At 42.3% G+C, this 26,703-nt stretch carries 24 protein-coding genes; 19 read left to right on the forward strand and 5 right to left on the reverse strand.

Annotation, left to right across the window (positions count from 1 at the left end):
- Window positions 1-368: 368 nt before the first annotated feature.
- Window positions 369-1,277 (reverse strand): helix-turn-helix domain-containing protein, encoded by a 909-nt coding sequence (locus ACESPQ_RS16605; RefSeq protein ID WP_109771001.1) that lies wholly within the window; start codon window positions 1,275-1,277, stop codon window positions 369-371.
- Between the two features lie 327 nt (window positions 1,278-1,604).
- Here ACESPQ_RS16605 and ppdK point away from each other — a divergent pair, with 327 nt between their 5' ends.
- From ppdK to ACESPQ_RS16620, 3 genes are all read left to right on the forward strand, one after another.
- Complete coding sequence (ppdK, locus tag ACESPQ_RS16610; protein WP_373144560.1) at window positions 1,605-4,232, forward strand: pyruvate, phosphate dikinase; 2,628 nt, start codon at window positions 1,605-1,607, stop codon at window positions 4,230-4,232.
- A 1,002-nt stretch (window positions 4,233-5,234) separates the two neighbouring features.
- Window positions 5,235-6,755: a hypothetical protein gene (locus ACESPQ_RS16615; RefSeq protein ID WP_002608495.1), complete on the forward strand. Its 1,521-nt coding sequence runs from the start codon at window positions 5,235-5,237 to the stop codon at window positions 6,753-6,755.
- A gap of 12 nt (window positions 6,756-6,767) precedes the next feature.
- On the forward strand, window positions 6,768-7,190 hold the full coding sequence (locus ACESPQ_RS16620; RefSeq protein WP_002608496.1) for a hypothetical protein: 423 nt from the start codon (window positions 6,768-6,770) through the stop codon (window positions 7,188-7,190).
- A gap of 322 nt (window positions 7,191-7,512) precedes the next feature.
- Here the strand turns inward: ACESPQ_RS16620 and ACESPQ_RS16625 are convergent, their stop codons facing one another.
- From ACESPQ_RS16625 to ACESPQ_RS16635, 3 genes are read right to left on the reverse strand one after another with little or no spacing between them, the layout of a single operon-like run.
- Window positions 7,513-8,628: a DUF4097 domain-containing protein gene (locus ACESPQ_RS16625; RefSeq protein WP_257379452.1), complete on the reverse strand. Its 1,116-nt coding sequence runs from the start codon at window positions 8,626-8,628 to the stop codon at window positions 7,513-7,515.
- On the reverse strand, window positions 8,629-9,204 hold the full coding sequence (locus ACESPQ_RS16630) for a DUF1700 domain-containing protein (RefSeq protein WP_002608498.1): 576 nt from the start codon (window positions 9,202-9,204) through the stop codon (window positions 8,629-8,631).
- The gene (locus ACESPQ_RS16635; RefSeq protein WP_002608499.1) at window positions 9,197-9,514 is read right to left on the reverse strand and encodes a PadR family transcriptional regulator; all 318 of its coding nucleotides are present in this window, start codon (window positions 9,512-9,514) and stop codon (window positions 9,197-9,199) included. Before ACESPQ_RS16635 ends, ACESPQ_RS16630 begins: the two co-directional genes overlap by 8 nt.
- 164 nt (window positions 9,515-9,678) lie before the next feature.
- Here ACESPQ_RS16635 and ACESPQ_RS16640 point away from each other — a divergent pair, with 164 nt between their 5' ends.
- From ACESPQ_RS16640 to ACESPQ_RS16690, 11 genes are all read left to right on the forward strand, one after another.
- The gene (locus ACESPQ_RS16640; RefSeq protein ID WP_002608500.1) at window positions 9,679-10,107 is read left to right on the forward strand and encodes a MarR family transcriptional regulator; all 429 of its coding nucleotides are present in this window, start codon (window positions 9,679-9,681) and stop codon (window positions 10,105-10,107) included.
- Window positions 10,100-10,957 (forward strand): NmrA family NAD(P)-binding protein, encoded by an 858-nt coding sequence (locus ACESPQ_RS16645; protein ID WP_002608501.1) that lies wholly within the window; start codon window positions 10,100-10,102, stop codon window positions 10,955-10,957. The genes ACESPQ_RS16640 and ACESPQ_RS16645 overlap by 8 nt, the downstream gene beginning before the upstream one ends.
- A 132-nt stretch (window positions 10,958-11,089) precedes the next feature.
- A complete protein-coding gene (locus ACESPQ_RS16650; protein ID WP_002608502.1) occupies window positions 11,090-11,245 on the forward strand; it encodes a hypothetical protein in 156 nt (51 codons plus the stop codon).
- Between the two features lie 220 nt (window positions 11,246-11,465).
- Window positions 11,466-11,993 (forward strand): putative immunity protein, encoded by a 528-nt coding sequence (locus tag ACESPQ_RS16655; RefSeq protein ID WP_002608503.1) that lies wholly within the window; start codon window positions 11,466-11,468, stop codon window positions 11,991-11,993.
- 710 nt (window positions 11,994-12,703) lie between these two features.
- Window positions 12,704-13,534 (forward strand): PRD domain-containing protein, encoded by an 831-nt coding sequence (locus tag ACESPQ_RS16660; protein ID WP_002608504.1) that lies wholly within the window; start codon window positions 12,704-12,706, stop codon window positions 13,532-13,534.
- Between the two features lie 90 nt (window positions 13,535-13,624).
- Complete coding sequence (locus ACESPQ_RS16665) at window positions 13,625-15,526, forward strand: beta-glucoside-specific PTS transporter subunit IIABC (RefSeq protein ID WP_257377270.1); 1,902 nt, start codon at window positions 13,625-13,627, stop codon at window positions 15,524-15,526.
- Between the two features lie 12 nt (window positions 15,527-15,538).
- The gene (locus ACESPQ_RS16670; RefSeq protein ID WP_373144561.1) at window positions 15,539-16,927 is read left to right on the forward strand and encodes a glycoside hydrolase family 1 protein; all 1,389 of its coding nucleotides are present in this window, start codon (window positions 15,539-15,541) and stop codon (window positions 16,925-16,927) included.
- 4 nt (window positions 16,928-16,931) lie between these two features.
- Window positions 16,932-17,843 carry an arginase family protein gene (locus tag ACESPQ_RS16675; protein WP_002608507.1) on the forward strand — a complete coding sequence of 304 codons (912 nt, stop codon included), beginning with the start codon at window positions 16,932-16,934 and terminating at the stop codon, window positions 17,841-17,843.
- Window positions 17,844-18,103: 260 nt separating this feature from the next.
- Window positions 18,104-18,610 (forward strand): hypothetical protein, encoded by a 507-nt coding sequence (locus ACESPQ_RS16680; RefSeq protein WP_257336913.1) that lies wholly within the window; start codon window positions 18,104-18,106, stop codon window positions 18,608-18,610.
- A gap of 125 nt (window positions 18,611-18,735) precedes the next feature.
- Window positions 18,736-19,638: a helix-turn-helix transcriptional regulator gene (locus tag ACESPQ_RS16685; protein WP_257379455.1), complete on the forward strand. Its 903-nt coding sequence runs from the start codon at window positions 18,736-18,738 to the stop codon at window positions 19,636-19,638.
- A gap of 223 nt (window positions 19,639-19,861) precedes the next feature.
- Window positions 19,862-20,353, forward strand: coding sequence for an isochorismatase family protein (locus ACESPQ_RS16690; RefSeq protein ID WP_257379456.1), 492 nt, complete (start codon window positions 19,862-19,864; stop codon window positions 20,351-20,353).
- Between the two features lie 242 nt (window positions 20,354-20,595).
- On the opposite strand, the gene ACESPQ_RS16695 is transcribed toward ACESPQ_RS16690, so the two are convergent.
- Entirely contained in the window at window positions 20,596-21,057 is a 462-nt protein-coding gene (locus tag ACESPQ_RS16695) for a YbhB/YbcL family Raf kinase inhibitor-like protein (protein WP_373144562.1), read from the reverse strand.
- Window positions 21,058-21,255: 198 nt separating this feature from the next.
- On the opposite strand from ACESPQ_RS16695, the gene ACESPQ_RS16700 reads away from it, so the two are divergent.
- The 5 genes from ACESPQ_RS16700 (at window position 21,256) to ACESPQ_RS16720 (ending at window position 26,514) form a co-directional block, all read left to right on the forward strand.
- Complete coding sequence (locus ACESPQ_RS16700) at window positions 21,256-22,641, forward strand: sodium-dependent transporter (protein ID WP_109771006.1); 1,386 nt, start codon at window positions 21,256-21,258, stop codon at window positions 22,639-22,641.
- 540 nt (window positions 22,642-23,181) lie between these two features.
- Complete coding sequence (locus tag ACESPQ_RS16705; RefSeq protein ID WP_002608513.1) at window positions 23,182-23,829, forward strand: MmcQ/YjbR family DNA-binding protein; 648 nt, start codon at window positions 23,182-23,184, stop codon at window positions 23,827-23,829.
- Window positions 23,830-23,881: 52 nt separating this feature from the next.
- Window positions 23,882-24,730 carry an AraC family transcriptional regulator gene (locus ACESPQ_RS16710; protein WP_257336893.1) on the forward strand — a complete coding sequence of 283 codons (849 nt, stop codon included), beginning with the start codon at window positions 23,882-23,884 and terminating at the stop codon, window positions 24,728-24,730.
- 87 nt (window positions 24,731-24,817) lie between these two features.
- Window positions 24,818-25,318 (forward strand): GyrI-like domain-containing protein, encoded by a 501-nt coding sequence (locus tag ACESPQ_RS16715; RefSeq protein WP_257336887.1) that lies wholly within the window; start codon window positions 24,818-24,820, stop codon window positions 25,316-25,318.
- 353 nt (window positions 25,319-25,671) lie between these two features.
- Window positions 25,672-26,514 carry an HAD family hydrolase gene (locus ACESPQ_RS16720; protein ID WP_257271567.1) on the forward strand — a complete coding sequence of 281 codons (843 nt, stop codon included), beginning with the start codon at window positions 25,672-25,674 and terminating at the stop codon, window positions 26,512-26,514.
- Window positions 26,515-26,703: the final 189 nt, after the last annotated feature.

Raw genomic sequence — 26,703 nt, forward strand, 5'->3', positions numbered from 1 at the left:
CGGGGTGTTTCCGAATCGGAAATATCCCTTTTTTAAGGAGAGAAAAGAGCTGCTATGTAGAAGGATAGAACAGATGACGGTGATATTTTTGCGGGATATGCTGTCATTTTCAGCGGAAATATGGAAAAGGGCTGTATGATGCAGCTTGCGTGATAGAAAAAAAGAAAACGAGCAGACAGCTTGATAAGATCAATGCAAAGCAGACTGTGGAAATGAAGCATTGCATTTGATTCGCTCTGTTCGTTTTTTTTTGTATTGCGGCATTTTGGTATCGCATTGCCCATCGGTGTGCGGCTTCTACAAAATTGCAGGCACAATCCTCTCAGATAGTAAGCTCTTTTGCGGAAGTAGTATTTTATACGGCGGTATTACTTTTTACGCATATTGATACCGCTGACGATGCCATAGGTCACCAGCCATGTGACGGCGATAAGTATCCAGCCGGTTCGCCATGCTTCTTTACCAAACAGCATTCCCAAGCCGACATAGAGAATGGAAGCACAGCCAAGGGTGACATAATACAGCCAGGAATAGCGGTTTCCATGCTTTTTTTTGCGATATGTTTCGTTATCAACTAGCAGTTCATATGTGTCCATAGAGCAGCCTGCATAAATAAACAGGAAGACAGCGATGGAAATCAGCAGCAGATAGCCGGCATCCATTGGTGCTTTCTCCATATGCAAAACATCCTCACTGATAATCGCGATGATGCAGCTTAGAAATATCAGCAGCAGGCCGGCGATGATAAGGCGCTTGAATTTTTTCTGCAGTCCGTCATTTTCTTCCTTCAGCTCCTGCAGATGGTCATGATCAAAATACAGTGGCTCCTGTTTGAGTATCTTGTATTCATTCTTATCAAAGGACAGCGATACAAGGACGGCGATTCCAAGGGCGATCAGGATCATGGAAAAGATACTCATGACATCCTCCTGCTGAGGATATATAAGAACCGGCAGTCCGGAAAGAATACAAAGCAGTGTCCCGACAGCAATCCGCAGCGTAATTCTTTTCTCCTGCTGCAGATAGCCCTGTACACATTCCCGACTTGCATAAAAGCCCTGTTCCTGCGGCTGCTCTCCTCCTTCATCCTTTAACAGATAATCCATAGTTACGGAAAAGATGTTTCCAATCATCAGCATTTTTTCCGTTTCGGGATAACCCTGATCATTCTCCCATTTGCTGACAGCCTGTCTGGATACGTGCAGACGAGCAGCAAGCTCCTCCTGTGACATTCCCTTCTCTTTTCTTAGTTTCTGTAGTTTTTCTCCAAATTTCATAGTAGTTCACCTCACACCTATATCCTAGCAAAAGGGCAGCAGCTGTGCTACCAAGCTCCTCTTGCGTTTTGTCAACCTGCGGTTGCAGCTGCTGCTATATCTCTGAAAGTATAGCATATTCGAGAATTTTTGACATCCTTGTACGATGCGCAAGGGAACGACGATAATAATAGGAAGGAAACACATATTCATCCTTCTGTATGCATATAGTAAACAGAGCACCTTGTGAATTGCATAACTTTTTAACTAATACTAGGAAAATAAATGAAAATGCTGTATAATATAGAATATCAAATGTAAACGATTACATAAGAGGAGGAATGCTTAATGGGCAAAAAGTATGTTTACCTGTTTTCAGAAGGAAATGGGCAGATGAGAGAGCTGCTTGGCGGTAAGGGCGCAAACCTGGCAGAAATGATGAACCTCGGTATGCCTGTACCTTTTGGTTTCACTGTTACAACGGAGGCTTGTAATCAGTATTATGCTGATGGTGAAGCAATCAATGAAGCAATTCGTAAGGAAATTTTTGATTATTTAATGAAATTGGAAGAACTGTCTCAAAAACAGTTTGGGGATCCGAAAAATCCGTTATTAGTATCCGTAAGATCTGGTGCGCGTGCGTCTATGCCAGGAATGATGGATACCATTTTAAATTTAGGACTGAATGATGAGGTCGTGGAGGGTGTCGCAAAGCTGACGGACAATCCACGATTTGCATATGATTCCTACCGTCGCTTCATCCAGATGTTCGCGGATGTTGTTATGGGCTTGAACAAGGCGAAGTTTGAAGACATCATTGATGAAATGAAGGAGAAAAAAGGAGTGGAGCAGGATACCGACCTTGATGCGGATGACATGAAGGAAATGGTAAAGCGCTTCAAGAAATTCTATAAGGATTCTCTGGAAGAGGATTTCCCGTCCGATCCGAAGGAGCAGCTGTATCGCTCGATTGAAGCAGTCTTCCGTTCCTGGAACAACCAGCGTGCGATTTTCTATCGTAAAATGAATGATATTCCAGGAGACTGGGGAACAGCTGTCAACGTACAGATGATGGTTTTCGGCAACATGGGAAATGACTGCGGTACCGGCGTTGCCTTTACGCGTAATCCAAGTACCGGTGAAAACAAGCTGTATGGTGAATTCCTGATGAATGCACAGGGAGAGGATGTCGTTGCAGGTATCCGTACCCCGCAGACCATCGATCAGCTGAAGGAAATCGCACCGGCTGCCTATCAGAAATTTACAGAAATCTGTGCAGCACTGGAAAGTCATTATAAAAATATGCAGGATATGGAATTTACCATTGAAAAGGGTAATCTGTTCATGCTGCAGACACGTAACGGGAAACGTACTGCTGCTTCCGCTTTAAAAATTGCATGTGATATGGTGGATGAAGGCATGATAACCAAAGAGGAAGCCTTGATGATGGTGGAGCCGAAGCAATTGGATTCCCTGCTGCATCCGCGTTTTGACGATGCGGATTTGAAGAGCGCAAAGCCGATTGCCAATGCATTGCCGGCATCTCCTGGTGCTGCCTGCGGACAAATCGTATTCTCTGCAGAGGAAGCTATTGAAGAAACTGCACTCGGACACAAGGTGATTCTTGTCCGTCTGGAAACCTCACCGGAGGATATTGAAGGGATGCATGTATCGGAAGGTATCCTGACCGTGCGCGGCGGTATGACTTCCCATGCGGCAGTAGTTGCCCGCGGTATGGGGGCATGCTGTGTTTCCGGCTGCGGTGATATTAAAATCAATGAAGAGGAAAAATATTTCATAGTGAATGAAGAACGCTATAATAAGGGCGATTATATTTCTCTGGATGGCTCAACAGGTAATATTTACGGACGTAAAATCAAAACGGTTCCGGCAGAGATTTCCGGTGATTTTGAACGCTTTATGAAATGGGCGGATGAGATTCGTACACTAAAGGTCAGAACGAATGCCGACACACCAAAGGATGCAGCGCAGGCAGTGGCATTTGGTGCAGAGGGAATCGGACTGGTACGTACAGAGCACATGTTCTTTGAAGGTGACCGTATTAAGGCTGTCCGTGAAATGATTGTATCCAAAACAGAAGGACAGAGAAGAAAAGCACTTTCCAAGCTTCTGCCGATGCAGCGTGGAGACTTTGAAGGAATTTATGAGGCAATGCATGGTCTTCCGGTGACAATTCGCTATCTGGATCCACCCCTGCACGAATTCCTGCCAACAAGCTCTTATGATATTGCACAGCTGGCTAAGGATATGAATATTGATCTGGATGAGCTTAAGAGCGTTATTTCCGGATTACATGAATTTAACCCGATGATGGGTCATCGCGGATGCCGTCTCGCTATTTCTTATCCGGAAATCGCTGAAATGCAGACAACAGCTGTAATCGAAGCGGCGATCAACGTAAATCGCAAGCATCCGGAATGGAAGATTGAACCGGAAATTATGATTCCACTTGTTGGCGATAAGGCAGAATTAAAATTTGTCAAGGATGTTGTCGTATGTACGGCAGATGAAATTCTGAAGCGTGAGGCTTTTGATATGAAATATCATGTAGGTACGATGATTGAAATTCCGCGTGCTGCATTACTGGCAGATGAGATTGCAGAAGAGGCTGAGTTCTTTAGCTTTGGAACCAATGACCTGACACAGATGACCTTTGGATTCTCCCGTGATGATGCAGGTGGATTCCTGAACGATTACTATGAAAAGAAAATCTTTGAACAGGATCCGTTCGCAAGAGTTGATCAGAAGGGTGTCGGAAAGCTGATTGAAATGGCAGTTGCAGGCGGAAGAAAGACACGCCCTGAAATCAAGCTGGGAATCTGCGGAGAGCATGGAGGCGATCCTAGCAGTATTGATTTCTGTCACCGTATGGGACTGAGCTATGTATCCTGTAGTCCGTTCCGTGTACCAATTGCCAGATTGGCTGCAGCACAAGCCGCAATTATAAATAAATAAGAGAATGATAAGATGTCTAGCGAAAGCAGGCATCTTTTTTGGTGACGGGCATGACACACACCTAGGGTAAAAATCTCAAGAGGTGCAATTGCCAGCGTACTCAAGAGCGACTTGCAAGTTTCATATCGTACGGCATGGTAGAGAGGAAGCAATAGCGAAATCGTGGTCTAACGAACAGGAAGTCCGATTCAACTGGTTGGGAGCTTCAAGCTGTTTGATTACATCAACTGTAGTCTATTTTTGTTTGAAATGGAGTTCATATATAAAACCATCCTTTCCATAGTTATTATTTTGTCAGTCATTATAAGCCTCTTATTCTGTAAGAGAAAATTCTACTGGAATTTACTGAAAGACTAATTTCAATTTTTGCATCTTTGAAGCAGAATTTAACTTTTCACTTCAGAAAAAACTGTTGGTACATCGTTGGAGGATAGAAAGAAGATGGTTGGTATGTTAAAATAGACTTAATATTTCTTTAATGAAGTAGAGCTATGTTATATGCTTGATAACATGAAATTTGAATTATTAGCAAATTGTATAAAAGAAATAAATGTAAAAGCAGGAAGTGCTGCTAAAAGAACAGTAAATCAGTCTGTGACACTTCTAAACTGGGCTATTGAGTTGTTATATTTTTGAATATGAACAAGGTGGAAGTGATCGTGCGAAATATGGGACAAACTTATTGAAAAATTTGGAAGAACGAAAAAGGAATGAACTTAATAATTGACAACCTGAATCGTTAGAAATACAGTAAGCGCAGCCTGTTCTAAGTCACAAAACAGTTTATATGATATCAGAAAATCACAAAAGGTATAAGCATCTGCATAAGGATTGTCCATAATCGTAGGTTACAGGAAGACCAAAGAAGGCTTCCGATGTCCCTTTTCCCGCTTATTCTTCCTTATGCAGGAATGAAATCCTTCCTTTTGAACATAATGAGTCATTAGAGCGTAAGGATAAAGTCAGTTGAGAATGCGGTACAGTTTAGACGGAGGTGTAGGAATGGTGAAAAACAAACATATTTACATGGCGATCGATTTAAAATCATTTTATGCCTCCGTGGAATGTGTTGATCGAAAGCTTGATCCACTCACTACAAATCTGGTTGTTGCGGATACGGAGAAAACCGAAAAGACAATCTGTCTGGCCGTTACACCGTCTTTGAAGAAATTTGGTATTTCCGGAAGAGCAAGACTGTTTGAGGTTATTCAAAAGGTGAATGAAGTTAATGCACAGCGTAAGCAAAAGGCCCCCGGATGTCGTTTTACTGGAGAATCCTATGACGAAACAGAGCTGAGGAATAATCCGAATCTTGCCATGAGCTATCTGGCTGTACCTCCGCGAATGGCGTATTATTTGGAAAAAAGCACGAAGATTTATAATATATATCTGAACTATATATCTGCAGACGATATCCATGTGTATTCAATCGATGAGGTTTTTCTTGATGTGAGCGGTTATCTTAAAACCTATCAGACAACACCGCGGGAGCTTGCGAAAAGCATTATATCTGATATTCTGAAGGCAACAGGTATTACCGCCACTGCGGGAATCGGTACAAATTTATATCTCTGCAAGGTAGCGATGGATATCGTGGCCAAGCATATCAAGGCAGATCAGGATGGGGTGCGAATTGCGCAGCTTGATGAAATACGATATCGAAAGCTGTTGTGGAATCACAGGCCGATTACCGACTTCTGGCGGGTTGGAAAAGGGTACGCCAAAAAGCTGGAACAGATTGGTTTATATACAATGGGTGATATCGCGAAATGCTCGCTTGGTACGAGCGGGGATGCATATAATGAAGATCGCTTATATAAGCTGTTCGGGATAAATGCAGAGCTGCTGATTGATCATGCGTGGGGATATGAGCCCTGTACGATGGCAGATATCAAGGCCTATAAACCCGAGCATACCAGTATTGGTACGGGGCAGGTGCTGAGCTGTCCTTATGATTTTGAAAAAGCAAGGCTGATTGTCAAGGAAATGCTGGATCTGCTGGCACTGGCGCTGGTTGATAAAGGGCAGGTAACGGATCAGATTGTGCTGACAGTAGGCTATGATATAGAAAATCTGGAAAAGGCCGGTGCCTATCTGGAAGAAATCACAATCGACCGGTATGGTCGTAAGATACCGAAGCATGCCCACGGCACGGCGAACCTTAAAGGGTATACGTCATCTTCAAGACTGATGATCGAGGCTGTAATGAAGCTGTTCGACAGAATTGTGAATCCGCATTTAACAGTGAGAAGAATCAATATCTCTGCCGGTCACGTACTAGCTGAATCACAGGTTAAACGGAAAACGACAGTCGCACAGATGGATCTGTTCGTGGACTATGAGGCGTTAAAACAGCAGGAACAGAAAGAACGCGAGCTGCTTGAGAAGGAAAAAAAGCTGCAGCAGGCAACGCTAAAGATCAAAAAGAAATACGGCAAAAATGCGGTTTTAAAAGGAATGAATCTGGAGGAAGGTGCAAATACAATCAAGCGTAATCGCACCATCGGAGGGCATAAGGCATAGGAGGTACACACAGTGAATCAACAGAACATACACAGCTATGACGATATTATCCATCTTTCACGTCCGATATCAAAAAAGCATCCGCAAATGCCGATAAGAGATCGAGCTGCCCAGTTTGCGCCATTTGCTGCATTGACAGGACATAAGGAAGCAATCAGTGAAACAGAGCGGCTGACGGATGCAAAAAGAATTCTGGATGAAAACAGAAATATGCTGAACAATGAGCGTCTGCAGGAAATTCTGCTGCATATCAAGGAACAGCCTAAGATCAGGGTTACCTACTTCAAGGCGGATGAACGAAAAGAAGGTGGTGCATATCTTACTCTGATTATGAATCTGAAACGCATTGATGACTATAACCGCAGACTTATTTTCAGCGACCACTCCTGGATACCGCTGGATGATATCTATGAAATCGAGCTGATAGGCCGGTAGCTTGTACGATTGCTTCTTGTGAAAAAGGCTCTGCGTCCGTCGTATTGCATAGTGTTATATGTCTGTAAGAGCGTTTTGCTATCACATATTTCGTATATGCTATTACTTCTCATAGACTGCAGGAATCATGCAATGCGCAGGGGATAAGTCCATCTGTCCATGTACCTTATGCAAGCCTGTTGAGAGCAGTTGTATTTGCTTTTACAATATAAAAAACATGGAAGATACCTATAGTATCTTCCATGCATTACATAATATCCTTTTACGATATCCATGGCAGGAAACGGCCTGCTTTTTTTGTTGTGGAGGATATGCAGAACAGCTATTTCTGAAATCTCACATTGATATCGCCGTATGCCAGATTGATTTGCAGCTTGCGACCGGTTTTGTTTTCATATTTTGTTGGCAGCGTATTTTCTCCATGCTCTGCCTCGGAAAGAATACTGAAATCCTCAATACTGCCTTTTACAGCAGCTGTAAAGCTTCCGTGCTCACCCTCGGTAAAGATGCTTCCGGCATCTGCTTCTGAAAGCACGGTATCCCCATAAGCGGTTTCCATATGCAATTCCTTTGCTGAAAGCTTTTGCAGGGTGATATCGGAATGTTCAGTTGAAAATATCGCTTTTTCCGCAATTTCAAGCCTTGTGCTTCGGATATCCCCATAAGCGCTTTCTATCCGCAGTGCATGTGCCTTTAGATTTCCGAGATTGATAGGCGCATGTTCATGAAAAAGCTGAAAATCTTGTGCTATCACCGTATCATCCATGCTGATATCCGTATATGCGGAGGTGATCATCGCCTGCTTTGCCTGCAGCTTTTTGGTGATGAGGTCCCCGTGCTCACTCTCAATCTGCAGCATCTGCTGACAGCTTGTATCATCCAGTAACAAACTTCCATATGGAACATCCAGTGTCAATGCTTCTGTTTGCAGCTTTGCAAGGTTTACATTTCCGTGTGCGTTGCTGATGGTGATATCCTGAAACGACAGATCATGCACTGTCACATTGCCATAGGAAGTATCCACCTCCAGCTTGCTGAGAAGTTTTTTCGGCAGCTTTAAAGTGATAGGTACCATAATGTCCTGGTGAAAATCAAACCAGCGAAACTGAAAGGTGGGAGATTCCCTTTTCAGCCGCAGGACAGAGGAATCTGCAGTAGCACGGATTGGATAATCCTCATTTTCCTCGTATTGTACGTGTATTTCGCTGTCTTCGGAGGGAAGGATATTGATTTCACTGTAATGAGTGTCGATTTGAATATAGGCGAGGTTGTCCGCAGAAAAGGTCTTTTCTTTTTTGATAAATGGTTTCTGCTCTACAGTTCGCATGTTCTCCATTTTAAAATCAGCCATTGCAAAGCCTCCGCCAATCAGGAGTACCCCCAGCAGGATACACAAAACAGGAATGGCTTTCAGCAGCTGCTCTTTATTGTATTTCATTTACTTCACCGCCTTTGCAAATGTGTGCTTTATCATGCCGATCCAGATGATCGTCTTCTGCTTTAGCCAGATAATTGAAACCCTCAGAAGCCTCCAGCACAGCGGAAGCAATCCGATGCAAAGAAAGAGAGTGCCGAGCAGGACGAGTCCGGGTGCGGCGTTCGCTTTCCAGATTGGAATCAGATTCCAAATGCCTCCAAAGATAAAGCAGGCAAATGCCAGCATACTGCAAAACAATAAGGCAATCAGTGTCCAAAGCAGCAGATATATCATTGCGAAGACGCAAAGCAGTGTTGCCCAGAATGGAGATAGCAGCACGATCAGGACAATCCTCCATCTTTGCCGACTGTGTGCGGGCTTTTCTTCCTCTTTGAACGATACAGCGCGCTCGCTGTATATCTGCTTCACGATATCTTCAACGGAATCCAGACTTGCTACAGCCTCTGCTTCACTCATGCCGTCCTCGATGCGATCCTCAATCGTTTCATTGTAATAATTTAAAAGATGCTCCTTTTCCACCTGCGGAAGCTCAAATAATCGCTTTTCCAGCAGTGTTATAAATTCCTGTTTATTCAAATCCATCCCCTCCTTTGATAAATTCGTAAATATTCAGCATGGATTGCCATCCCGCCAGAAAATCCTGAATGCGGGCGATACCGATGTCTGTAATCCTATAATATTTTCTCAGACGTCCGCGGTGTTCAACGGAATAAATACTGAGGCATTTGCTGTTTTCCAGCCGTCTTAGTATGGGATACAAGGTTGATTCCGAGATTTCTATATATGGAGAAATATCCTTTACGATCTTATAGCCATAGGAATCCTCTTTCTTCAATGCAGCAAGGACGCAGATTTCCAGCAGCCCTTTTTTCAGCTGTGTATCCATCGTAACACCTCCTTATACGTTATACTATACAATACATAGTATAATGTGTCAACTGGTATTCCGGAATATATTTTATCATCAGAGCCTTAAAGGTGTTGACATAGTACACTAAGTATACTATCATAATATAGTAAATGAGATGTACTAAATGAAGGGAGAAGCTTATGGATGTTATGATGAACGCAATGGAGCAGGTATCATTATTTTGCCGACTGAATATGAACACCAGACGTGCGCTGCCCATTCGCTCCAGTGAAATGGGAATGCTGATCTATCTCGTGAAAACCGATGGTGAAAAAACAGCAAAGGGAATCGCTGATTTTTTCAAGGTGACAAAGGCGATGGCAACCAATATGAGCTCTGCACTGCTGAAAAACGGCTTTCTTGAAAAGCAGCAGCAGGAAAACGATAAGCGCAGCTTTCTTTTATTGCCGACAGCGAAAGCAGTGCAGCTGGTAAATGAAACATATGAGGAATATATGAAGGAAATGCATATTTTGAAAAAGAATATGGGAGGAGATGCATTTAACAGCTTGATCGCTCTACTGGAACTGGCAAATGACATATTACTGGAGGAAAAGAGCAATGGGTAAAATACTGGTAAGCGGAGCATCCGGGAATGTTGGCAGATATGTTGTGAAATATGCTCTGGCGGCAGGACAGGAGGTCAAAGCGGCCGGTACGGATGTAAAGCGTCTTGCGAAGCTGTTTCCGGATGTGGAAGCAGTGGAGTTTGATTTTATGAAGCCATCCACGTTTGTATCTGCCTTGCGGGATGTGGACAGGGTGTTTATTATGCGTCCACCGCATCTTGGCAATCCAAAGGATCTAAAGCCTTTCATTGATGCGTTGCAAAAGCAGAGGTCTATTCAGCTTGTAAGCTTTCTTTCCCTTATGGGAGTGGAGAAGAATCCCGTGCCGCCGCATCATAAGATTGAAAAGTATATCGAGCAGGCGGGACTGCCGTATTGTCATATACGCCCAAGCTTCTTTATGCAGAATATCAGTGGCGTTCATGCTTTTGAAATACAGCATTTCAACAGGATTGTTGTTCCCGTAAAGCATGCCGTAACAAGCTTTATTGATGCCGAGGATATCGGAGAGCTGACAGCAAGGGTGCTATGTGATGCGCCCAAGCATCAAAATACAAGCTATACCATAACAGGTGCTGAAGCGATAGATTATTGGGAGGTGGCCAGGATTTTATCGGAGGAGCTGGGAAGAAGAATCGTCTATACGAATCCAAAGCCGTCATTTGCTAAAAAGTACTGGATCAGCGTGCGAGGTCTGGAGAAAAAGTATTGCACGGTGATGGGGATGCTCTATATGATGACACGGTGTAAAGGTGCAAAAAAGGTCACTACTGATTTTGAAGAGGTTATGCAGAAAAAGCCGAAAAGCTTTCGTCAGTTTGTCAGAGATAATGCTGAAGCGTGGGAATAGTGGTGTAAGACATCTATTTGAAATAGGGGAAACGGGCGCAGAGAGCGTTAAATACATATGAAAACGGATAGGAATATTCTTGATTGGGTGTACACTTCAGATGCTATACTGAATTTATAAGGAGGAATGTATATGCATATAAGCGCAATCGTACACTGCAGCTTATCTACCAGTGAAATCGTTTTGGGCTGTGAAGGTTTTCATAAAGAGCAGATGGAGCTTTCCCGGCTATTGTCACTGGCTAAAAGTACGGAGTCAATCAATTGCTTTGTACTCGCAGAATCCTGATATGCAAAGATGATTAGGCGCAGCACTGATGAAGGGACAACCGGTTTTGCCATCCTGGAATCGAGGTGCCAACACCTTCCGTAAGCAATGAATGCTTGGACCCGGTACGTGATGAAGTGTATGGTAAATTGAAATGAGCTGAGTCTGTATCAGCATTTTAAATTGACATGGGATGCTTTCCTCGTTACAATATGCTTCGTAATTGCAAAGGAGAACGAAAATGGTAAAACCAAGAAAGATGCTGGGGGATGCTGCATCGCCTCAATGTCAAAAACTGATGCGATTGATTGAAACACAGAGTAAACCTACACTGGCGTTATGGGCGCTACAGCTAGCTGAGAAGAGATATCTGCCAATCTATACAGCAGCATATCCAAAGGATAAACGTGCTTTGCAGGCCATCCGTATTTGTAGGGAGTGTGCCAGAAACAGTGGTTCTGTGAAAGAGATAAAACCGCTGTTGAAGGAGCTGATACAGCTTGCCCGTGATGAACTTGCGGAACCGGCAGTAGTTTGTGCTGTACGTGCGATAGCGACGGCATGCAATGTTTTACAGACTCCGACCAATGCACTTGGCTTTCTGTTTTATGGTGCGGCGGCGGTGGCGTATACTGCGGTTGGAGTGACACAATCCAGAGCTGTTTATGAACATCTGGCTGAAGAGGAATTCGAGCATGCGCTTGCAGCCTTACAAGAGGCGGCCATTGCAGATGAACAGCATCCTGTGAAGGTGAACTGGAATTGCTGATATTCTGATAAAAGCAGTAATATAAGGCTTTCGAGCTGAATAGCACGAGGGAACATATAGGAAAAATGGGGGATACTGAATGGGAAAGGAAGCAGTGCGGATAAAAGCAGTCTGTATCTCAAAGGACGATAGTGCGATTCCAAGCGCTACGTAAACTTTAAACTAAGGGATTCAATCCGTTAAGCTCTGCTGTCAGTTTTTAATTGCGGAAGCATTCGAAGATAATGGATTGCTTGAATGCATTTGTATAAAGCTTACAGGAAAAGTCTTTTGGTAAAAAGAGCAGGCAATAGCGGATATTTGCGAAATTACGATAAAGATTCTATGCGGTAAAGAAGATAGAGTCAAAGGTTTATGGGGTTTTTCATATCAAATTGAAAAGTATAATAGAAAAATTGATATAATCCTATACGATTAAATAAACGAAGATTATCCGATGCTGATAATACGAATGTACTTCTATCCCTTATTTAATGAACTCTTATTTCATCTTTATTTAAGATATGTGTGAATAATTTGAATCCCATAGCTTTTTTACTCGACAGTTTAAAATTGTTTTATGAATTTTGAATGAAAGCGTTGACATAACACTGATTGTTTGCTATTATGTGAGTGGGTTGTTACTGATACCAGGCAATACCTAGACTGAATCATATACATTTTATGTATATGGGTGGTTTAGGTATTTTTTATTAGAAGGGAGGAGTTTTATGAAAATCACCCAGGTGTTTAATAACAATGTTGTTCTAGTCTGCGCAGACAAAGGGGAAATGGTTGTTTTAGGAACAGGCATTGGTTTTCGAAAAAAGGCTGGGGATGAAATTGACACTTCATTGATTAAAAAGAAATTCATTCTTGAAAAAACACAGCAGTTTAATGAAATAGCTAGCGTTTTTGAAATGCTGGATCAGGAGGAATTGGAAATAATCTTTGAAATCGTCAATGATGTAAAACAACGACTTGATCTGAAAATCAGTGACAGCATATATCCTGCTCTTGCAGATCACATTCATTATGTGATACAAAGAGCTCGATCCAACATGTCGTTGAAGTGTCCCTTAAGTAATGAGGTAAGATATTTATATCCACAGGAATATAAGGTATGCTTAGACTATGTTGTTTGGCTGAATCAAAAATTCGATGTTCATTTAAAAGAAGATGAAGCATGTTCCATAGTTTTACATCTCTTCAATGCAGAGCGTGACGATGTCACATTTGATCAAACAGTAAAAGAAACTAAGATTATGAAAGACATTGTTGATATTGTCCGTTTGAATTATGGGATGGAATTTGATGAACATAGCTTTGTATATCACCGTTTTATTCTACATCTTCAATATTTCGCAAAACGAATTTTACATCAGGAAACATTTGAATCAAATGATATTTCTCTTGTAGAACTCGTTAAAACAAATTATCAGAAGGCATTCAACTGTGTTGAGAAAATTGCGGATTATCTGATGGATACCTACAGTTATAAAATCAGTAATGATGAGTTTGTATATCTTACAATACATATTAAAAAAATTACAGAAAAATGAACCTTGGGGTGTCACTGGTAATGCAGGCAATACCTGAGCGATGTACGTTTGTGCATGGTTTAGGTATTTTTTTATGAAAGGAGCATATGTATGCACGATTTAGCAAAAGAAATTATTAAATTAGTAGGTGGTAAAGAAAACATAAACAGCTTAACACACTGTGCGACTAGATTGCGTTTTCGCCTTGTAGATACAAAGAAAGCGAATGGAACCGCGATAAAAAATCTGGATGGAGTACTTACTGTTGTTGAAAGCGGTGGACAATATCAGGTCGTGATTGGAGAAAAAGTTGCTGAAGTATATGATGCAATCATGAATGAACTAGGTTATTTGAATCCATTGGATGAAAGTCAGAAAAAGAAGTCAAAGAATATTTTTGGAGCATTTTTAGATTTGGCTTCCGGCGTATTCAATCCGACGCTTGGTGTTCTTGCGGCTGGTGGTATCATTCGTGGTATTCTCGCTTTAGTGGTAGCTTTAGGCTTATTAGATACAGCGTCCGGTACCTATGTGATATTAAATGCAACAGGCTATGCAGTATTCTATTTCTTTCCAATATTTCTGGGATACTCAGCCGCAAAGAAATTTAAAATTGATCCCTTACTTGGCATGGCTATAGGAGCTGCCTTGGTATATCCGGATATGGTTAACGGTACCTCATCAGATGCATTGTACCAATTGTTTACAGGATCTTTATTGCAATCTGATGTCCAAATGGAATTTCTGGGGATACCGGTTATTCTGATGGATTATACATCTACTGTGATTCCAATCATTGCTGCTACATATTTTGCAAGTAAACTACATGGCTGGTTGAATAAAATTTTGCCTACACTTGTCAAAAAGGTTTTTCTTCCCTGCTTTGTTTTGGTAATTACCGTCCCGCTGGCTTTAATTGTAATAGGACCGATTTCCACATGGGCATGCTCTGCTGTCGGGAATGCAGTTTCCTTCCTCTTTGAAATTAATGGTGTTATAACATCTGCGCTATTGGGCTTCTTCTGGCAGATTCTAGTTATGTTTGGTTTACACTGGGGCTTGTTGCCTGTCGCAATGAACAATTTAGCAGTAAACGGTTATGATTATATTTTTCCAGTAGCATCCATTGCCGCCTATGCTACAGGAGGAGCTGTACTGGCTGTTTTCTTCCTTTCAAAAAAGCCGGAAACAAAAGAGCTTAGTTTAACTTCATTCTTCCCGGTTTTATTCAGTGCTATTACAGAACCGGCTATCTATGGTGTAACCATCCCGTTAAAAAAACCTTTCATGGCTGCGAATATTGCAACAGCTTTAGGAGGGATTATCTTAGGATTATTTCACACGAAGACTTATTTTATGGCATCGGACAGTTTCTTCGGGGCTCCTTCCTATATTGAACCGGACGGAACGTTTGGAAGTGGATTCTGGGGACTGATTATTGCATGGATTGTTGTTATGGTTGCTGCATTTATTCTGACTTGCATCTTCGGTATCAAGGAAGATGAAGTGAGTGTTAAGGAACAGGGAAAAAAGAAAGAGAAGGAAAAAACAGCAGCATTGCAAAGGATTCAAGTTTTTGCACCGGTTAAAGGTAAGGTGATTCCATTACAGGAGATACATGACGAAGTATTTGCCAGTGGCTCTATGGGAGAGGGGATTGCCATCCTACCGGAAGATAACAAAATATGTTCCCCGGTTAAAGGAACTGTGAGTTTCCTGTTTCCAACCGCCCACGCTATTGGTATCCAATCGGAGGATGGTGCAGAAATCCTGATTCATATCGGTATTGATTCTGCTGAACTGCAGAATATATTTACAGCTTGCACAAGTGTTGGACAAGAGGTAGAACAGGGGGATGTGTTGATAACCTTTGATCTGGATAAGCTGAAAAAAGAATGCAAAGAAGCAGTTGTACCGGTTATAGTAACAAATTCAAAAAGTTATCTGGATATATTAAAAGAGCAACAGACTTGTGTAAATCAGGATGAGCTGATGTTTACACTTGTACGATAGGAGGATATACAGATGGGATTTCCAGAAGGTTTTTTATGGGGCGGAGCAACAGCCGCTAATCAATGTGAAGGTGCATGGAATGAGGATGGCAAAGGAATTAACTCTTCAGATGTTATGACAGCAGGGGATGTAAATAAAAAAAGAGAAATAACAGAAGAAATAAAAGAAGGTACATATTATCCAAGTCATAACGCGATTGATCACTATCACCATTATAAGGAAGATATTGCATTATTTGCTGAAATGGGGTTTACTTGTTATCGTTTTTCTATCAACTGGACCAGGGTATTTCCTAATGGGGATGACGCTGCTCCAAATGAGGCAGGCTTACAATTTTATGATCGAATAATTGATGAATGCCTTAAGTATAAGATTACACCGCTTATTACGATATCACATTATGAAACACCGCTTGGTTTACTGAAATACGATTCCTGGATAGGAAGAACAACCGTCGACTGTTTTCTTCGTTATTGTGAAACGATTTTCAAAAGATACAAAGGGAAAGTAAGGCATTGGCTGACTTTTAATGAAATCAATTGTATGTCTTCCACTCCCTGGACAGCTGGTGCGGTTCCTAAACAGGATGAAGCATCCGTCATGATTGCAGCTTATCATCAGTTGCTTGCCAGCGCAAAAGCTGTAAAGCTGGCTCATGAAATAGACCCTGAGAATAAGGTTGGAATGATGTATGGCGGTTTATTTTCCTATCCATATAGCTGTGATCCGGATGATGTTATACGTAATATGGAATATATGCATGAACAGTTGTTCTATTGCGATGTGCAATGCCGCGGCTATTATCCGGCATATAAAAAGAAAGACCTTGAAAAGAAGGGGATTAGTTTACCTATATGTGAAGGGGATGAGGAGGCTCTTAAAAAGGGAACGGTGGATTTCCTGTCTTATAGTTATTATTTCTCTCTTGTGAGTGGGAAAAATACAGAATTAAAGGATGCATTTGATACAGGATATAGAAATCCTTATTTAAAGGAAACACCTTGGGGCTGGTCTATGGATGAACAGGGTCTTCGTTATTCCTTAAATTTATTATATGATCGTTATCAGATTCCGTTAATGATAGTGGAAAATGGTATGGGAATGTATGATAAACTTGAAGAAGATAAAACAGTTCATGATCCTTACCGCATAGATTATTTAAAGCGGCATATCAAAGAGATGGAAAAAGCAATTGACCTTGATGGAGTAGATGTAATGGGTTATACAACATGGGGACGTATTGATCTGGTGAGTGCAGGAACGGGACAGATGGAAAAGCGTTACGGATTCATTTATGTAGATGTAGATGATCAGGGAAATGGATCGTTTGAGAGGTATCGCAAGGATTCCTTTTACTGGTATCAAAAGGTAATTGCAAGTAACGGTAAGGAATTGGATTGATAAAATGAAAGAATTTCAAATACTGGAAAGTAATCACGTCTACAATAGCTGGCAAATATTAGATCATACAGGTACACGATGTACCTCTTCCTTACGCACACATAAACAACGATCCATTCTGGATGATTTGCATGAGAAAAGAGTTTATGAAAAAGCAGGACATCCATTTGACATCATTTCAATTACGGGAAAGCGGTATAAGCATCTTCCTGTTCACGAAGCGATTCCAAAATCGTTTTCTGATGAAGTTTGTAAGTCACTGCAGGAAGAAAACCTGGTGCTAATACCACATGGTTATTGTGCATATGCACCGGCAGTTATTGGCGGTATGCAACGGGCATATGGTCCACAGGCAAGAATAGGAGTTATTTGGATAGATGCTCATTATGATAATGTAATACTGGAACATACAAAAGAATTTCCAGCGACATTTGTGAGTATACCTTTATCAGCAATCTGTGGATGTACGATGCAGGACTGGTGCAGAGATAGTTGTGGAATGAAAACATGGATACCCGGAGAAAGAATACTGGCAGCTGATGGCAGATTAAGTGATGAAGAAGCAGAACAGAACAAGGAAATTATGCAGATTCACAATGTAAATGCAAAGCAATTCGAAGATTCTGAAACATGGCTGAATGCAATAGACCAAATTTCAATGCAAACGGATTTTCTGTATGTCATGATAGATGCAGATATATTGGCAGAAGAGTATGTTGCCGGTTATTATGAATCTGAGCCAGGAGGGCATTCCCTGCGTAGGGTTGTACATAATTTGAAAGATGTTCTTCAGACTGGAAAAGTAAAGGTTTTATCATGCTTCTGCTTTGATTTTGATAAGTATGAGCAAGGTGGAAATGTTAACAGTCTGTCTGAGATAAAAATTATTGAAACTGCATTCAAAAACTGGAAATAAAATGGTTCTAATTGGATATGATTACTAAATTTTTTTTGCGGCATGGATGTTCTGTAAAGAAATTCCATTTGACTTGTGGATGGGGGTATGTAATAATTAGCCATGTATGACATCCTGCTGAACAGGCAGGACGTCGGTGAATCAATGATAACAAACTGTGAATACATGATGCAGGTGATGCAAAGGCTTTCGACCTTCTTCTGGTTTTGTATGATACGTTTGAACAACATTCACAAGCAAGAAGGAGAACCATCATATTCATGAAAACCATATCCATTGTATTAACAAATTATCCAAGTCATCTTTCCAGCTTCATGGAAATGGTGTACGGATATGAATATACACATGCATCCATTTGTCTCGATGCGATGAATGAAAAGATGTACAGCTTTAACTATAAGGGCTTTTGTATGGAAACGGTATCCAAATACAAACGCCACGGCGTGGAGAAAAGCATCAGCTTCCAGCTACAGGTAACGGATGCGGCCTTTGAGCGGCTGCAAAATAAAATCGAGCAGTTTGTGGAAAATCGCGAGGACTTCTGTTATTCCAGTATCGGAGTGGTATTCTGCTTTGTCCATATACCATTCAAACGAAAGAAGCATTATTTCTGTTCACAGTTTGTTGCAGAGATTCTTGCGGAATCCGGAGCATTGAAGCTGAAACGGCGTCCCTCCCTGTATCTGCCCAATCATTTTTACCGGGAATTAAAGGAAGCTGCGGAGCTGCAGGAAATTCAGTACGATATTTTGCCGGAGGCAGTTTAAACGAAGTAGAGCGAAGTCAGAGCAATTCCTTGTTCTGGCTTTTTTTAGAACATCATGCATTGAATACAAAGCTTTTTTACCTGACAGTCACCGCTATATACGCGTGGAATAGGAGGAAGTGCAATATGAAGGAAAACAGATATTTTCAAATGATTTATCTTTTATTGGATAAAGGACAAATGACTGCACCAGAGCTGGCAGATTATTTCGAGGTGTCGATCAGAACGATATACCGTGATATTGACATTCTGAGCGCAGCTGGGATTCCGATTTATGCTACACAGGGAAAGGGGGGAGGCATAGCGATTCAGGACAGCTATGTTTTGAAGAAATCACTTCTCAGCGAGCAGGAACAGAAGCAGATTCTCATGGCCCTGCAGGGCATCCGTGTGCTGGAGGATGAGCAGATAAATATGCTGTTATCCAAACTGAGCGGCGTATTTCAAAGACAGCAGGGAAACTGGCTGGAAATAGATTTTTCAACCTGGACAAAAAGTGGCGCGGGAAAACATAATTTTCAATTACTGCAAAGCGCCATATGGAAAAGCAGAATCGTTTCCTTTTCTTATTACAGCGGAAAAGGAGAACAAACCAAACGGATTATTGAACCACATAAGCTTGTTTTCAAGACCTCTGACTGGTATCTGTATGGTTACTGCACGCTGCGTAAGGATTTTCGATTCTTCAAATTAACACGGATAAGAGATCTAAAGCTGCAGGATGCGGAATATATGCGGGAAACACCGGAGCATATCTTTGAAAGATCGGACGAATTTGAGATGAAAACCGTGCAGGTTACCCTTTTGTTTGATGCAAGGATGTCCCATGAGGTATATGAAAAATTCGATGAGGAAGTAAGCGAGCAGGAGGATGGCAGCTTACTGGTGACTACGATTTTACCGGATAATGAGCTATTATACAGCTATGTCCTTTCCTGCCGGGAAAAGGTTGAAGTATTATCACCTCCGTATGTACGTGATAACGTTAGGAAAAGAGTTGGAAAAATGCTGGAAATATATAAAACATGACACCGTGTTGCAGGTTATGAATGGTATGATGATGGCAACATAGGGAGGCGAAATCGTCTGCAGAGTCAGGGAATATACTGTGCCGCAGAAGCTGAAGGAGGATTGTATGTGCAGGCCTTCAGCAGCAGGCCAGTCTGAGGATTTGTGCAGATTGAACAGCCGCATATGTTTGTTATCAGATACCTGTATGACGGGGCATACGATAACTCGAAAGGAGTAGCATATGAATAAAGCTTTGATAGTAATTGATATTCAAAATGATATCACCAAAAATTATAAGGAGATCATTGATAATATCAACAGCGCTATCGACTGGGCGGTGGCGCATGAAATTCCGGTTGTTTATATACGGCATGAGAATTTATCACAGGGAACAAGAACCTTTAAGCCCAATACGCGTGGTTCTGAATTGGCCTGTGATTTAAAGATTGTATCCGATCGTATTTTCACAAAATACAAGGGGAATGCATTAACCAGTGAAGCATTTTCTGACTTTGTGCGGCAGCATGAAATTACTGATTTTTATTTAACAGGGGCGGATGCCTGCGCGTGTGTAAAATCAACCTGCTATAATTTGCTGAAGGCTCAGTATAAGGTCACGGTTCTGTCGGATTGTATCACAAGCTATGATAAAAGAAAGCTGGATGAAATGCTGCAATATTACGAGAAAAAAGGCAGTACGATTGCCACACTGCAGGAGCTACAAAAAGCATAGGCAGATAAGTGCAGCTTTTCAGGTAGGATGTAAGCTTTCTGTAAAAAGGTAGCGGACAATAGCTTCTATGTACATTGCATTGCATGGGACAATAGCCATACAGCATACGGAGAGGGCATGAAGCCATTCCTGAGCTGCATCAGGCAAAGCGGGTCTGACAGTCTGAATTTTCAAAAAGTAACAAGAAAAGAAAACGCATCAACCAGGAGCACGGCTCTCATGTGATGCGTTTTTATTTCAGCTTAGCGGTAATGTCCCCTTAACACAGCCTGCTGCAGGATATGCGGTTCCATAGCTGCCAGCAGATGCTTCTTTCTCGCAGTAGGTGGCAGTGTCAGGACAGTATCCAGAACATATACGGTGAATTGATAGGTATGCGACCAGTGGAACGGCGGCTTTGGCCCTCTATAGGCATGCCTGCCATATCCAATCCCCTGTCTTGCACCCGACAGGCTTGGCACCTGTGCCCCGCGGGGAATATTCCCCGGGATGATTGACATCACAGGAAGATTCCAGATTACCCAGTGATTATATGCCGGTATCGGATGATCCATATCATTCAGAATAACTGCCAGGGATACTGCCTCCTCGCAAAGTCCGTGCAGCACCAGCTCCGGCGATTGATCCGCGCCATATCCGGTATGTATAACAGGAATCAGCGCACCATCCGTAAAGCTGGGAGAAGATATTGTCAGTGTTTGCATAAAAGACCTCCATTTTTAATGATATAAGATTAACATAAACGCATTCTCAGTGCAACCGGTTGAATGACACATGAACGAAGATTAAAAAGATTCCCCGAAGCAGCGTGCAATTGCTTGGGAATTGCTACATTTTATCTTGAAATATATGAAGGAACCCTCTAAAATAGAAGAGCTGTATAATTAAGGGAGGATTTATTTGTGCAGAAAAACAGAGGAGAGTGGTCTAACCACCTCGGATTTATCCTGGCAGCTGCCGGCTCGGCAGTAGGTCTGGGGAATATCTGGAAGTTTCCAGGAAAGCTTGGGGCAAACGGAGGCGGTTTGTTTCTGTTGATTTACATAGTGGTTGTAGCAGTGATCGGTCTGAGCATTATGCTGGCAGAGCTGGCGATTGGTAGAGCAACGCAGAAAAACGCTGTTGGAGCATTTCGCAAGCTGAATAAAAAGTGGATGTTTGCCGGTGTGATCGGCATGATCACCTTGTTTGTTATTTTATCCTATTACAGCATCGTTGGCGGCTGGATCATGAAATATATTGCCGTTTATTTCGGCGGTGCACATTTTTCCGGAGCTGCAACGCAGTATCAGGATTTCTTTACCGGCTTTATCACGGATCCGATAGAGCCAATTTTGTGGGGACTGCTGTTTCTTGGCTTGTGTATCTTCATTATTTTAAAGGGCGTTGCAGAGGGTATCGAGAAAATCAGTAAGGTTTTAATGCCGGCTCTCTTTCTTTTGCTGATTGCGACGGCGATTCGCTCGGTTACTTTGCCGGGCGCTATGGAGGGTGTGCGCTTCATGCTGCATATCGATTTCTCTACCTTCCATACAGATATGCTCGTTGCGGCAGTAGGACAGGCCTTTTTCTCGCTCTCCGTGGGAATGGGCATCCTTATCACCTATGGCTCGTATGTGGGGAAGAAGGAAAATCTGATGAAAAGTGCGGTCTGGATATGTGTGCTGGATACCCTGGTCGCCATTCTGGCAGCCTTTGCCATCATTCCGGCAGTCTTTGTGACCATGGGAGCTGAAGGACTTGGTATGGGCGGAGGATTTGCATTTATGGCACTGCCCAATGTGTTTGCTTCCATTCCCGGAGGTGTTATCTTCGGTGCGGTCTTCTTTATACTCTTGTTTCTGGCAGCATTGACAAGTGCCATCAGTATACTGGAGAGCATCATCGCCTGTATGAGTGAGGAATTTCATATCACGAGGAGAAAGGCTGTAGTCTGGCTGTTTCTGCCGCTCATGATTTTAGCCGCCGGCTATTCCCTGTCGCAGCTGGAGTCACGCGGATTGAACCTGCCCTGGTTTGATATGCGAAACGGGTTACAGCTGCTGTCCATGAATGCTGTGATGGAGAAATTTACAGATAATCTGATGATTCCCCTTGGCGCACTTTGTTTCTGTATATTCACGGGATGGGTATGGGGAGTTCATGAAGCTACAGACGAATTCGAGAATGAAGGTACACTGCGGTTTCGCTGGAAAAAGCTATGGTCCCTTGCTATCCGCTATCTGGCACCGGCAGCGATTCTGATTATTCTCTATTTTACGATTTGTGAAGGAATGATTCTGTCCTGAAAATCAATTGCCTGTCTTAGTACAGGCTTTTTTTCTGCGAGTATTTAAATCAAATTTTCCTGGACAAACAGCATCTGCACAGCAGCACGGCATGGAGACTTATCAATATTTTTCAGCAAGGAGTGCAAAGTGATTACTTACCTTATGGCAAAGAACATCCATACTGGAAATATTTAACCTCTATTTCCTGAAAACAAGGAATGTTGCTTTTGATAAATAGATGGTATAATTGAATACGAATTGTGAGTGCTGCCTGTAAATTATAAAATCAGTTTTTACAGCAGGCCTTTGCAGTTGGCTGTCCCTATGCGGTGCTGTACAGAAACTAAAATAGTAGAGAAATTCATATTGTGATGGAAAGTGATTCTGCAGGGATTATACAGGAGAATTCATCCTTTATTTTATATGTATTCCTCAGCCGGATGCTTATCAGGAGCTTACCACATGTTATTCTAGGAGGATATGGAGTGTAAGAAGAATGTATTGCAGGGTGAACAAATCAAGGAGGTATTCTGCTATTGATTGGAAAGGAGCGGCTATATGAAAAATAAACGTGTGCAAAAGCTGTCAGAACAAAAGCTGCTGCAGTATGGATGTAGTAAGGAAGGGATGACATACCGCTGTATCCGGAAGCTGAAGGCTCCGGATTTTTATGCGGTTATCACGTATGAAGGGCAGGAGCTGCATGCTGAAGTATACGATGCGCAGCTAAGGGAGCCCTATACACCATTTCACGTACCGGGGGCAAATGGCAGCTTTGTATCATCGATTCGTGAGGAGGTTGAGGAACTGCTGGAGGACATGGTGCAGCAGTGTATCGATGGAAATCCATATCGTACGCGCATTCTGGATTATGTTGCTGAGCGTTATCAGAGCTATCCCCAATTTCCCTGGAAGAGTGCTCCGGAGCATGGAACCTTAAAGACAGCTAAGGGAAAGTGGTACGGTGTTATCATGCATATTCCCTATCGAAGTCTGGGTATTGATGTCGATGGTATGACGGATGTCTGTAACTTGAAAAATCGTCCGGAATTCATTCAGGAGCTGATTGATTATAAGTGTTTTTATCCTGCGTATCATATGAATAAAACATACTGGTTTACGATTCTGCTTGATCAAAAGCTGTCCTGGATGCAGCTTCAGGAGCTCATTGATGAAAGCTATCGGCTGGTGAGTGCTGGTAAATAGCGTTGGAATCAGTGAAAAAAAAGAGAAGTCATAGAAAAGGAGCTGCTATCAAATGGAATGGATGGAACGATTGAATGAGGCAATCGCATATATGGAAGAGCATATGCAGGAGGAGATCAGCTTTGAGGAGGTCGCAAAAATTGCGTGTACATCCTCCTATAATTTTCAGCGGATGTTCTCTTATATGACCGGTATTTCCCTATCGGAGTACATACGCAGAAGAAGGATGAGTCTTGCAGCAGAGGAATTGCAGCAGGGGACGGATAAGATTATAGATATTGCATTGCGTTATCAATACGCATCTCCAACCGCTTTTAATCGGGCATTTCGCTCTGTCCATGGCATTGCACCATCTCAGGTGCGCAATGCGCAGGCTGCCGTAAAGCTGTATCCGCCGCTTCACTTTCAGCTTTCTATCGCAGGAAGCAGGGAATTGAATTACAGAATTGTAAAGAAGGATGCCTTTCGCGTTGTCGGAGTTTGCCATGAGCTGGAAAAGGAGCTGGAGAAAAATTATGAGGTGGTTCCCAATCTCTGGCGGACAGCGGCAGAAGATGGAACGATTACAGACCTTTCAGCACATATCGACGCAAAGGAGCCAAGCGGTCTGTTGGGAATCAGTATGTGTCAGGACTTGAAGGACTGGAAGTTCTGGATCGGAGTGGTGAGCGAAGAACCGCTGAACGGATATGAAGAACTTCAGCTACCTAAAGCATCCTGGATCGTTTTTCAATGCGAAGGAACGCATGCGTCCATTCAGGAGCTGGAGCGCAGAATCTGGACGGAATGGTTTCCATCAACCGGCTATCAGTATGTAAACGGACCGGTGATGGAGGTCTATCTGGACCCTGATCCTAGCTCCTCAAGGCTTGAGATGTGGCTGATGATCACTGACATGTGAAAAGCACGCAGTATCGGACAGAGAAAGAGAGGATAGAAAGGACATAAATTTATATACTAATACCATACAAAGCAGGAGGAATCAAATATGAGCGAACCGTTTCATATCGTAGAAAGAGAAAGCTTTCGTGTTGCAGGCTATTGCATACATACGACAAATAAGAGAAAAGAAGGACAGAAAGCAATACCCCGGCAATGGGAGGAGCTTCAAACACAGGGACAGCAGATGGAATTGATGTCCCATATGAATCAGGAGCCCTTTGGTCTGTTTGGTATCAGTGTTTATAATACAGCAGCAGATGACAGTCGTAAATTCGATCATTGGATTGCTGTTTCCAGCGATCATGCAGTTACAGGGGAGCTGGAAGAATATATCGTGCCCGCTGCAACCTGGGCAGTATTTCCCTGTACATTGGATACCATCGGAAAAACAGAGGTGCAGGCAATCATGAAATGGCTACCGAAATCTGATTACAAGCCGCTGAATTCCGGATACATCACCGGAAGGATGAAAGCAAAGGCGCCGGATATCACATATTACGGAGAAAATGATCTGGTTGAGGTATGGGTGGCAGTGGAAAAGAGATAAAAAAACTGACAACTAACAGCTTATCGATGCATGAGGAATTCTTACTTTATGCATCTTTTTATTTAAGCCGGGGGGACGTTAGAGTGTTAGGAACGGTTAAGTCTATCATAATTCATACTAAAAATTTCCAATGATTGACGATGGTTTCAGCATCCGCTATAATCAAACCATAGAGAAGGCAGTCAAAGCATAATTAAGCAAACAGATAAAAGCCAATCATCTTCTTGTTACTTCTCATTGCAGCAATAGAATCACAGCGCTATTTGTCTGTTCAGGCTTTATATTGTGTTAAAATGAAGTGTGCGACAATTATGAAGATAAAACAGCCGATGTGATATGAAGGAGGTACTAGGATGCATAAATTAGAAAAAAAGGTAATTCTGATCGATGTGGACGGAACGCTGGTGGATTATGAAAATCATCTTCCGCCTTCCGCAGTCAAAGCAATACGTATGGCCAGAGCACTAGGACATCTGGTTTATATCTGTACGGGTAGAAGCCGCAGCGAGGTGTATGACGAAATTTGGAATATCGGTCTGGATGGTATGATTGGTGCAAATGGCGGATATATTGAGCATCACGGGGAGGTATTGTTTCATGCACATTTAAAAAAAGAACAGTGCAGTGCAATCGTAGACTGGCTGCATAGCCGCAATCTGGAATTTTATCTGGAAAGCAATACGGGTTTGTATGCCAGTGAACATTTTGAAGAAGCGGGAGAACCCGTTATGCAGAAATATATGCAGCGCAAGGGAAACGGGCAGGAGAATATCCATATACGCGCACAGTATCCGGATATGGTGTTTGGAGAAAATCTGTATCGGGAGGATGTGAATAAAATCAGCTTTATTCTAAATTCCTATGCGGATGTGACTGCCGCAGCACAATGCTTTCCGGATCTAAAAATCAGCACCTGGGGTGGTAAGGGAGAAACAGCTCTTTTTGGTGATATCGGAATACAGGATATTGACAAGGCAACAGCGATCTCTCTTCTGCTGAAGTATCTTCATATGGAGCAAAAGGATACGATTGCTTTTGGAGATGCGGCGGTGGATATTCCTATGCTGGAATACTGCGCGTTGGGTATCGCAATGGCTAGTGGAGGTAAGGAAATTAAAGCCATGGCGGATGATATTACAGCTGCCGTGAATCAGGATGGACTATATAAGGCATTTTTAAAATACAATTTACTTTGATGCACTGATATTACGGAAAAGATACTGCATTTATCTGCTATCTGTTTGTTTACACTGGAAACAAATTACTCCGGTAACTCCTGCAGACAAAAACAGGATGTCATTTTTTATACAGAAAGCTGCAGGTTTCATCTGGGAAGAAAAATAATGGATATTGATATGGAAATGGCAAGCTTTTATAGAATTGAT

The organism is Clostridium sp. HGF2 (assembly GCF_964240115.1).
In the GTDB taxonomy this organism is placed as follows: Bacteria; Bacillota_I; Bacilli_A; order Erysipelotrichales; family Erysipelotrichaceae; genus Clostridium_AQ; species Clostridium_AQ innocuum.

Excerpts from the sequence above, each read along its gene's own strand:
- ACESPQ_RS16605 (WP_109771001.1), bottom strand. The coding sequence starts at position 1,277 with ATGAAATTTGGAGAAAAACTACAGAAACTAAGAAAAGAGAAGGGAATG.
- ppdK (WP_373144560.1), top strand. The coding sequence starts at position 1,605 with ATGGGCAAAAAGTATGTTTACCTGTTTTCAGAAGGAAATGGGCAGATG.
- ACESPQ_RS16615 (WP_002608495.1), top strand. The coding sequence starts at position 5,235 with ATGGTGAAAAACAAACATATTTACATGGCGATCGATTTAAAATCATTT.
- ACESPQ_RS16625 (WP_257379452.1), bottom strand. The coding sequence starts at position 8,628 with ATGAAATACAATAAAGAGCAGCTGCTGAAAGCCATTCCTGTTTTGTGT.
- ACESPQ_RS16635 (WP_002608499.1), bottom strand. The coding sequence starts at position 9,514 with ATGGATACACAGCTGAAAAAAGGGCTGCTGGAAATCTGCGTCCTTGCT.
- ACESPQ_RS16640 (WP_002608500.1), top strand. The coding sequence starts at position 9,679 with ATGGATGTTATGATGAACGCAATGGAGCAGGTATCATTATTTTGCCGA.
- ACESPQ_RS16645 (WP_002608501.1), top strand. The coding sequence starts at position 10,100 with ATGGGTAAAATACTGGTAAGCGGAGCATCCGGGAATGTTGGCAGATAT.
- ACESPQ_RS16650 (WP_002608502.1), top strand. The coding sequence starts at position 11,090 with ATGCATATAAGCGCAATCGTACACTGCAGCTTATCTACCAGTGAAATC.
- ACESPQ_RS16655 (WP_002608503.1), top strand. The coding sequence starts at position 11,466 with ATGGTAAAACCAAGAAAGATGCTGGGGGATGCTGCATCGCCTCAATGT.
- ACESPQ_RS16660 (WP_002608504.1), top strand. The coding sequence starts at position 12,704 with ATGAAAATCACCCAGGTGTTTAATAACAATGTTGTTCTAGTCTGCGCA.
- ACESPQ_RS16665 (WP_257377270.1), top strand. The coding sequence starts at position 13,625 with ATGCACGATTTAGCAAAAGAAATTATTAAATTAGTAGGTGGTAAAGAA.
- ACESPQ_RS16670 (WP_373144561.1), top strand. The coding sequence starts at position 15,539 with ATGGGATTTCCAGAAGGTTTTTTATGGGGCGGAGCAACAGCCGCTAAT.
- ACESPQ_RS16675 (WP_002608507.1), top strand. The coding sequence starts at position 16,932 with ATGAAAGAATTTCAAATACTGGAAAGTAATCACGTCTACAATAGCTGG.
- ACESPQ_RS16680 (WP_257336913.1), top strand. The coding sequence starts at position 18,104 with ATGAAAACCATATCCATTGTATTAACAAATTATCCAAGTCATCTTTCC.
- ACESPQ_RS16685 (WP_257379455.1), top strand. The coding sequence starts at position 18,736 with ATGAAGGAAAACAGATATTTTCAAATGATTTATCTTTTATTGGATAAA.
- ACESPQ_RS16690 (WP_257379456.1), top strand. The coding sequence starts at position 19,862 with ATGAATAAAGCTTTGATAGTAATTGATATTCAAAATGATATCACCAAA.
- ACESPQ_RS16695 (WP_373144562.1), bottom strand. The coding sequence starts at position 21,057 with ATGCAAACACTGACAATATCTTCTCCCAGCTTTACGGATGGTGCGCTG.
- ACESPQ_RS16705 (WP_002608513.1), top strand. The coding sequence starts at position 23,182 with ATGAAAAATAAACGTGTGCAAAAGCTGTCAGAACAAAAGCTGCTGCAG.
- ACESPQ_RS16710 (WP_257336893.1), top strand. The coding sequence starts at position 23,882 with ATGGAATGGATGGAACGATTGAATGAGGCAATCGCATATATGGAAGAG.
- ACESPQ_RS16715 (WP_257336887.1), top strand. The coding sequence starts at position 24,818 with ATGAGCGAACCGTTTCATATCGTAGAAAGAGAAAGCTTTCGTGTTGCA.
- ACESPQ_RS16720 (WP_257271567.1), top strand. The coding sequence starts at position 25,672 with ATGCATAAATTAGAAAAAAAGGTAATTCTGATCGATGTGGACGGAACG.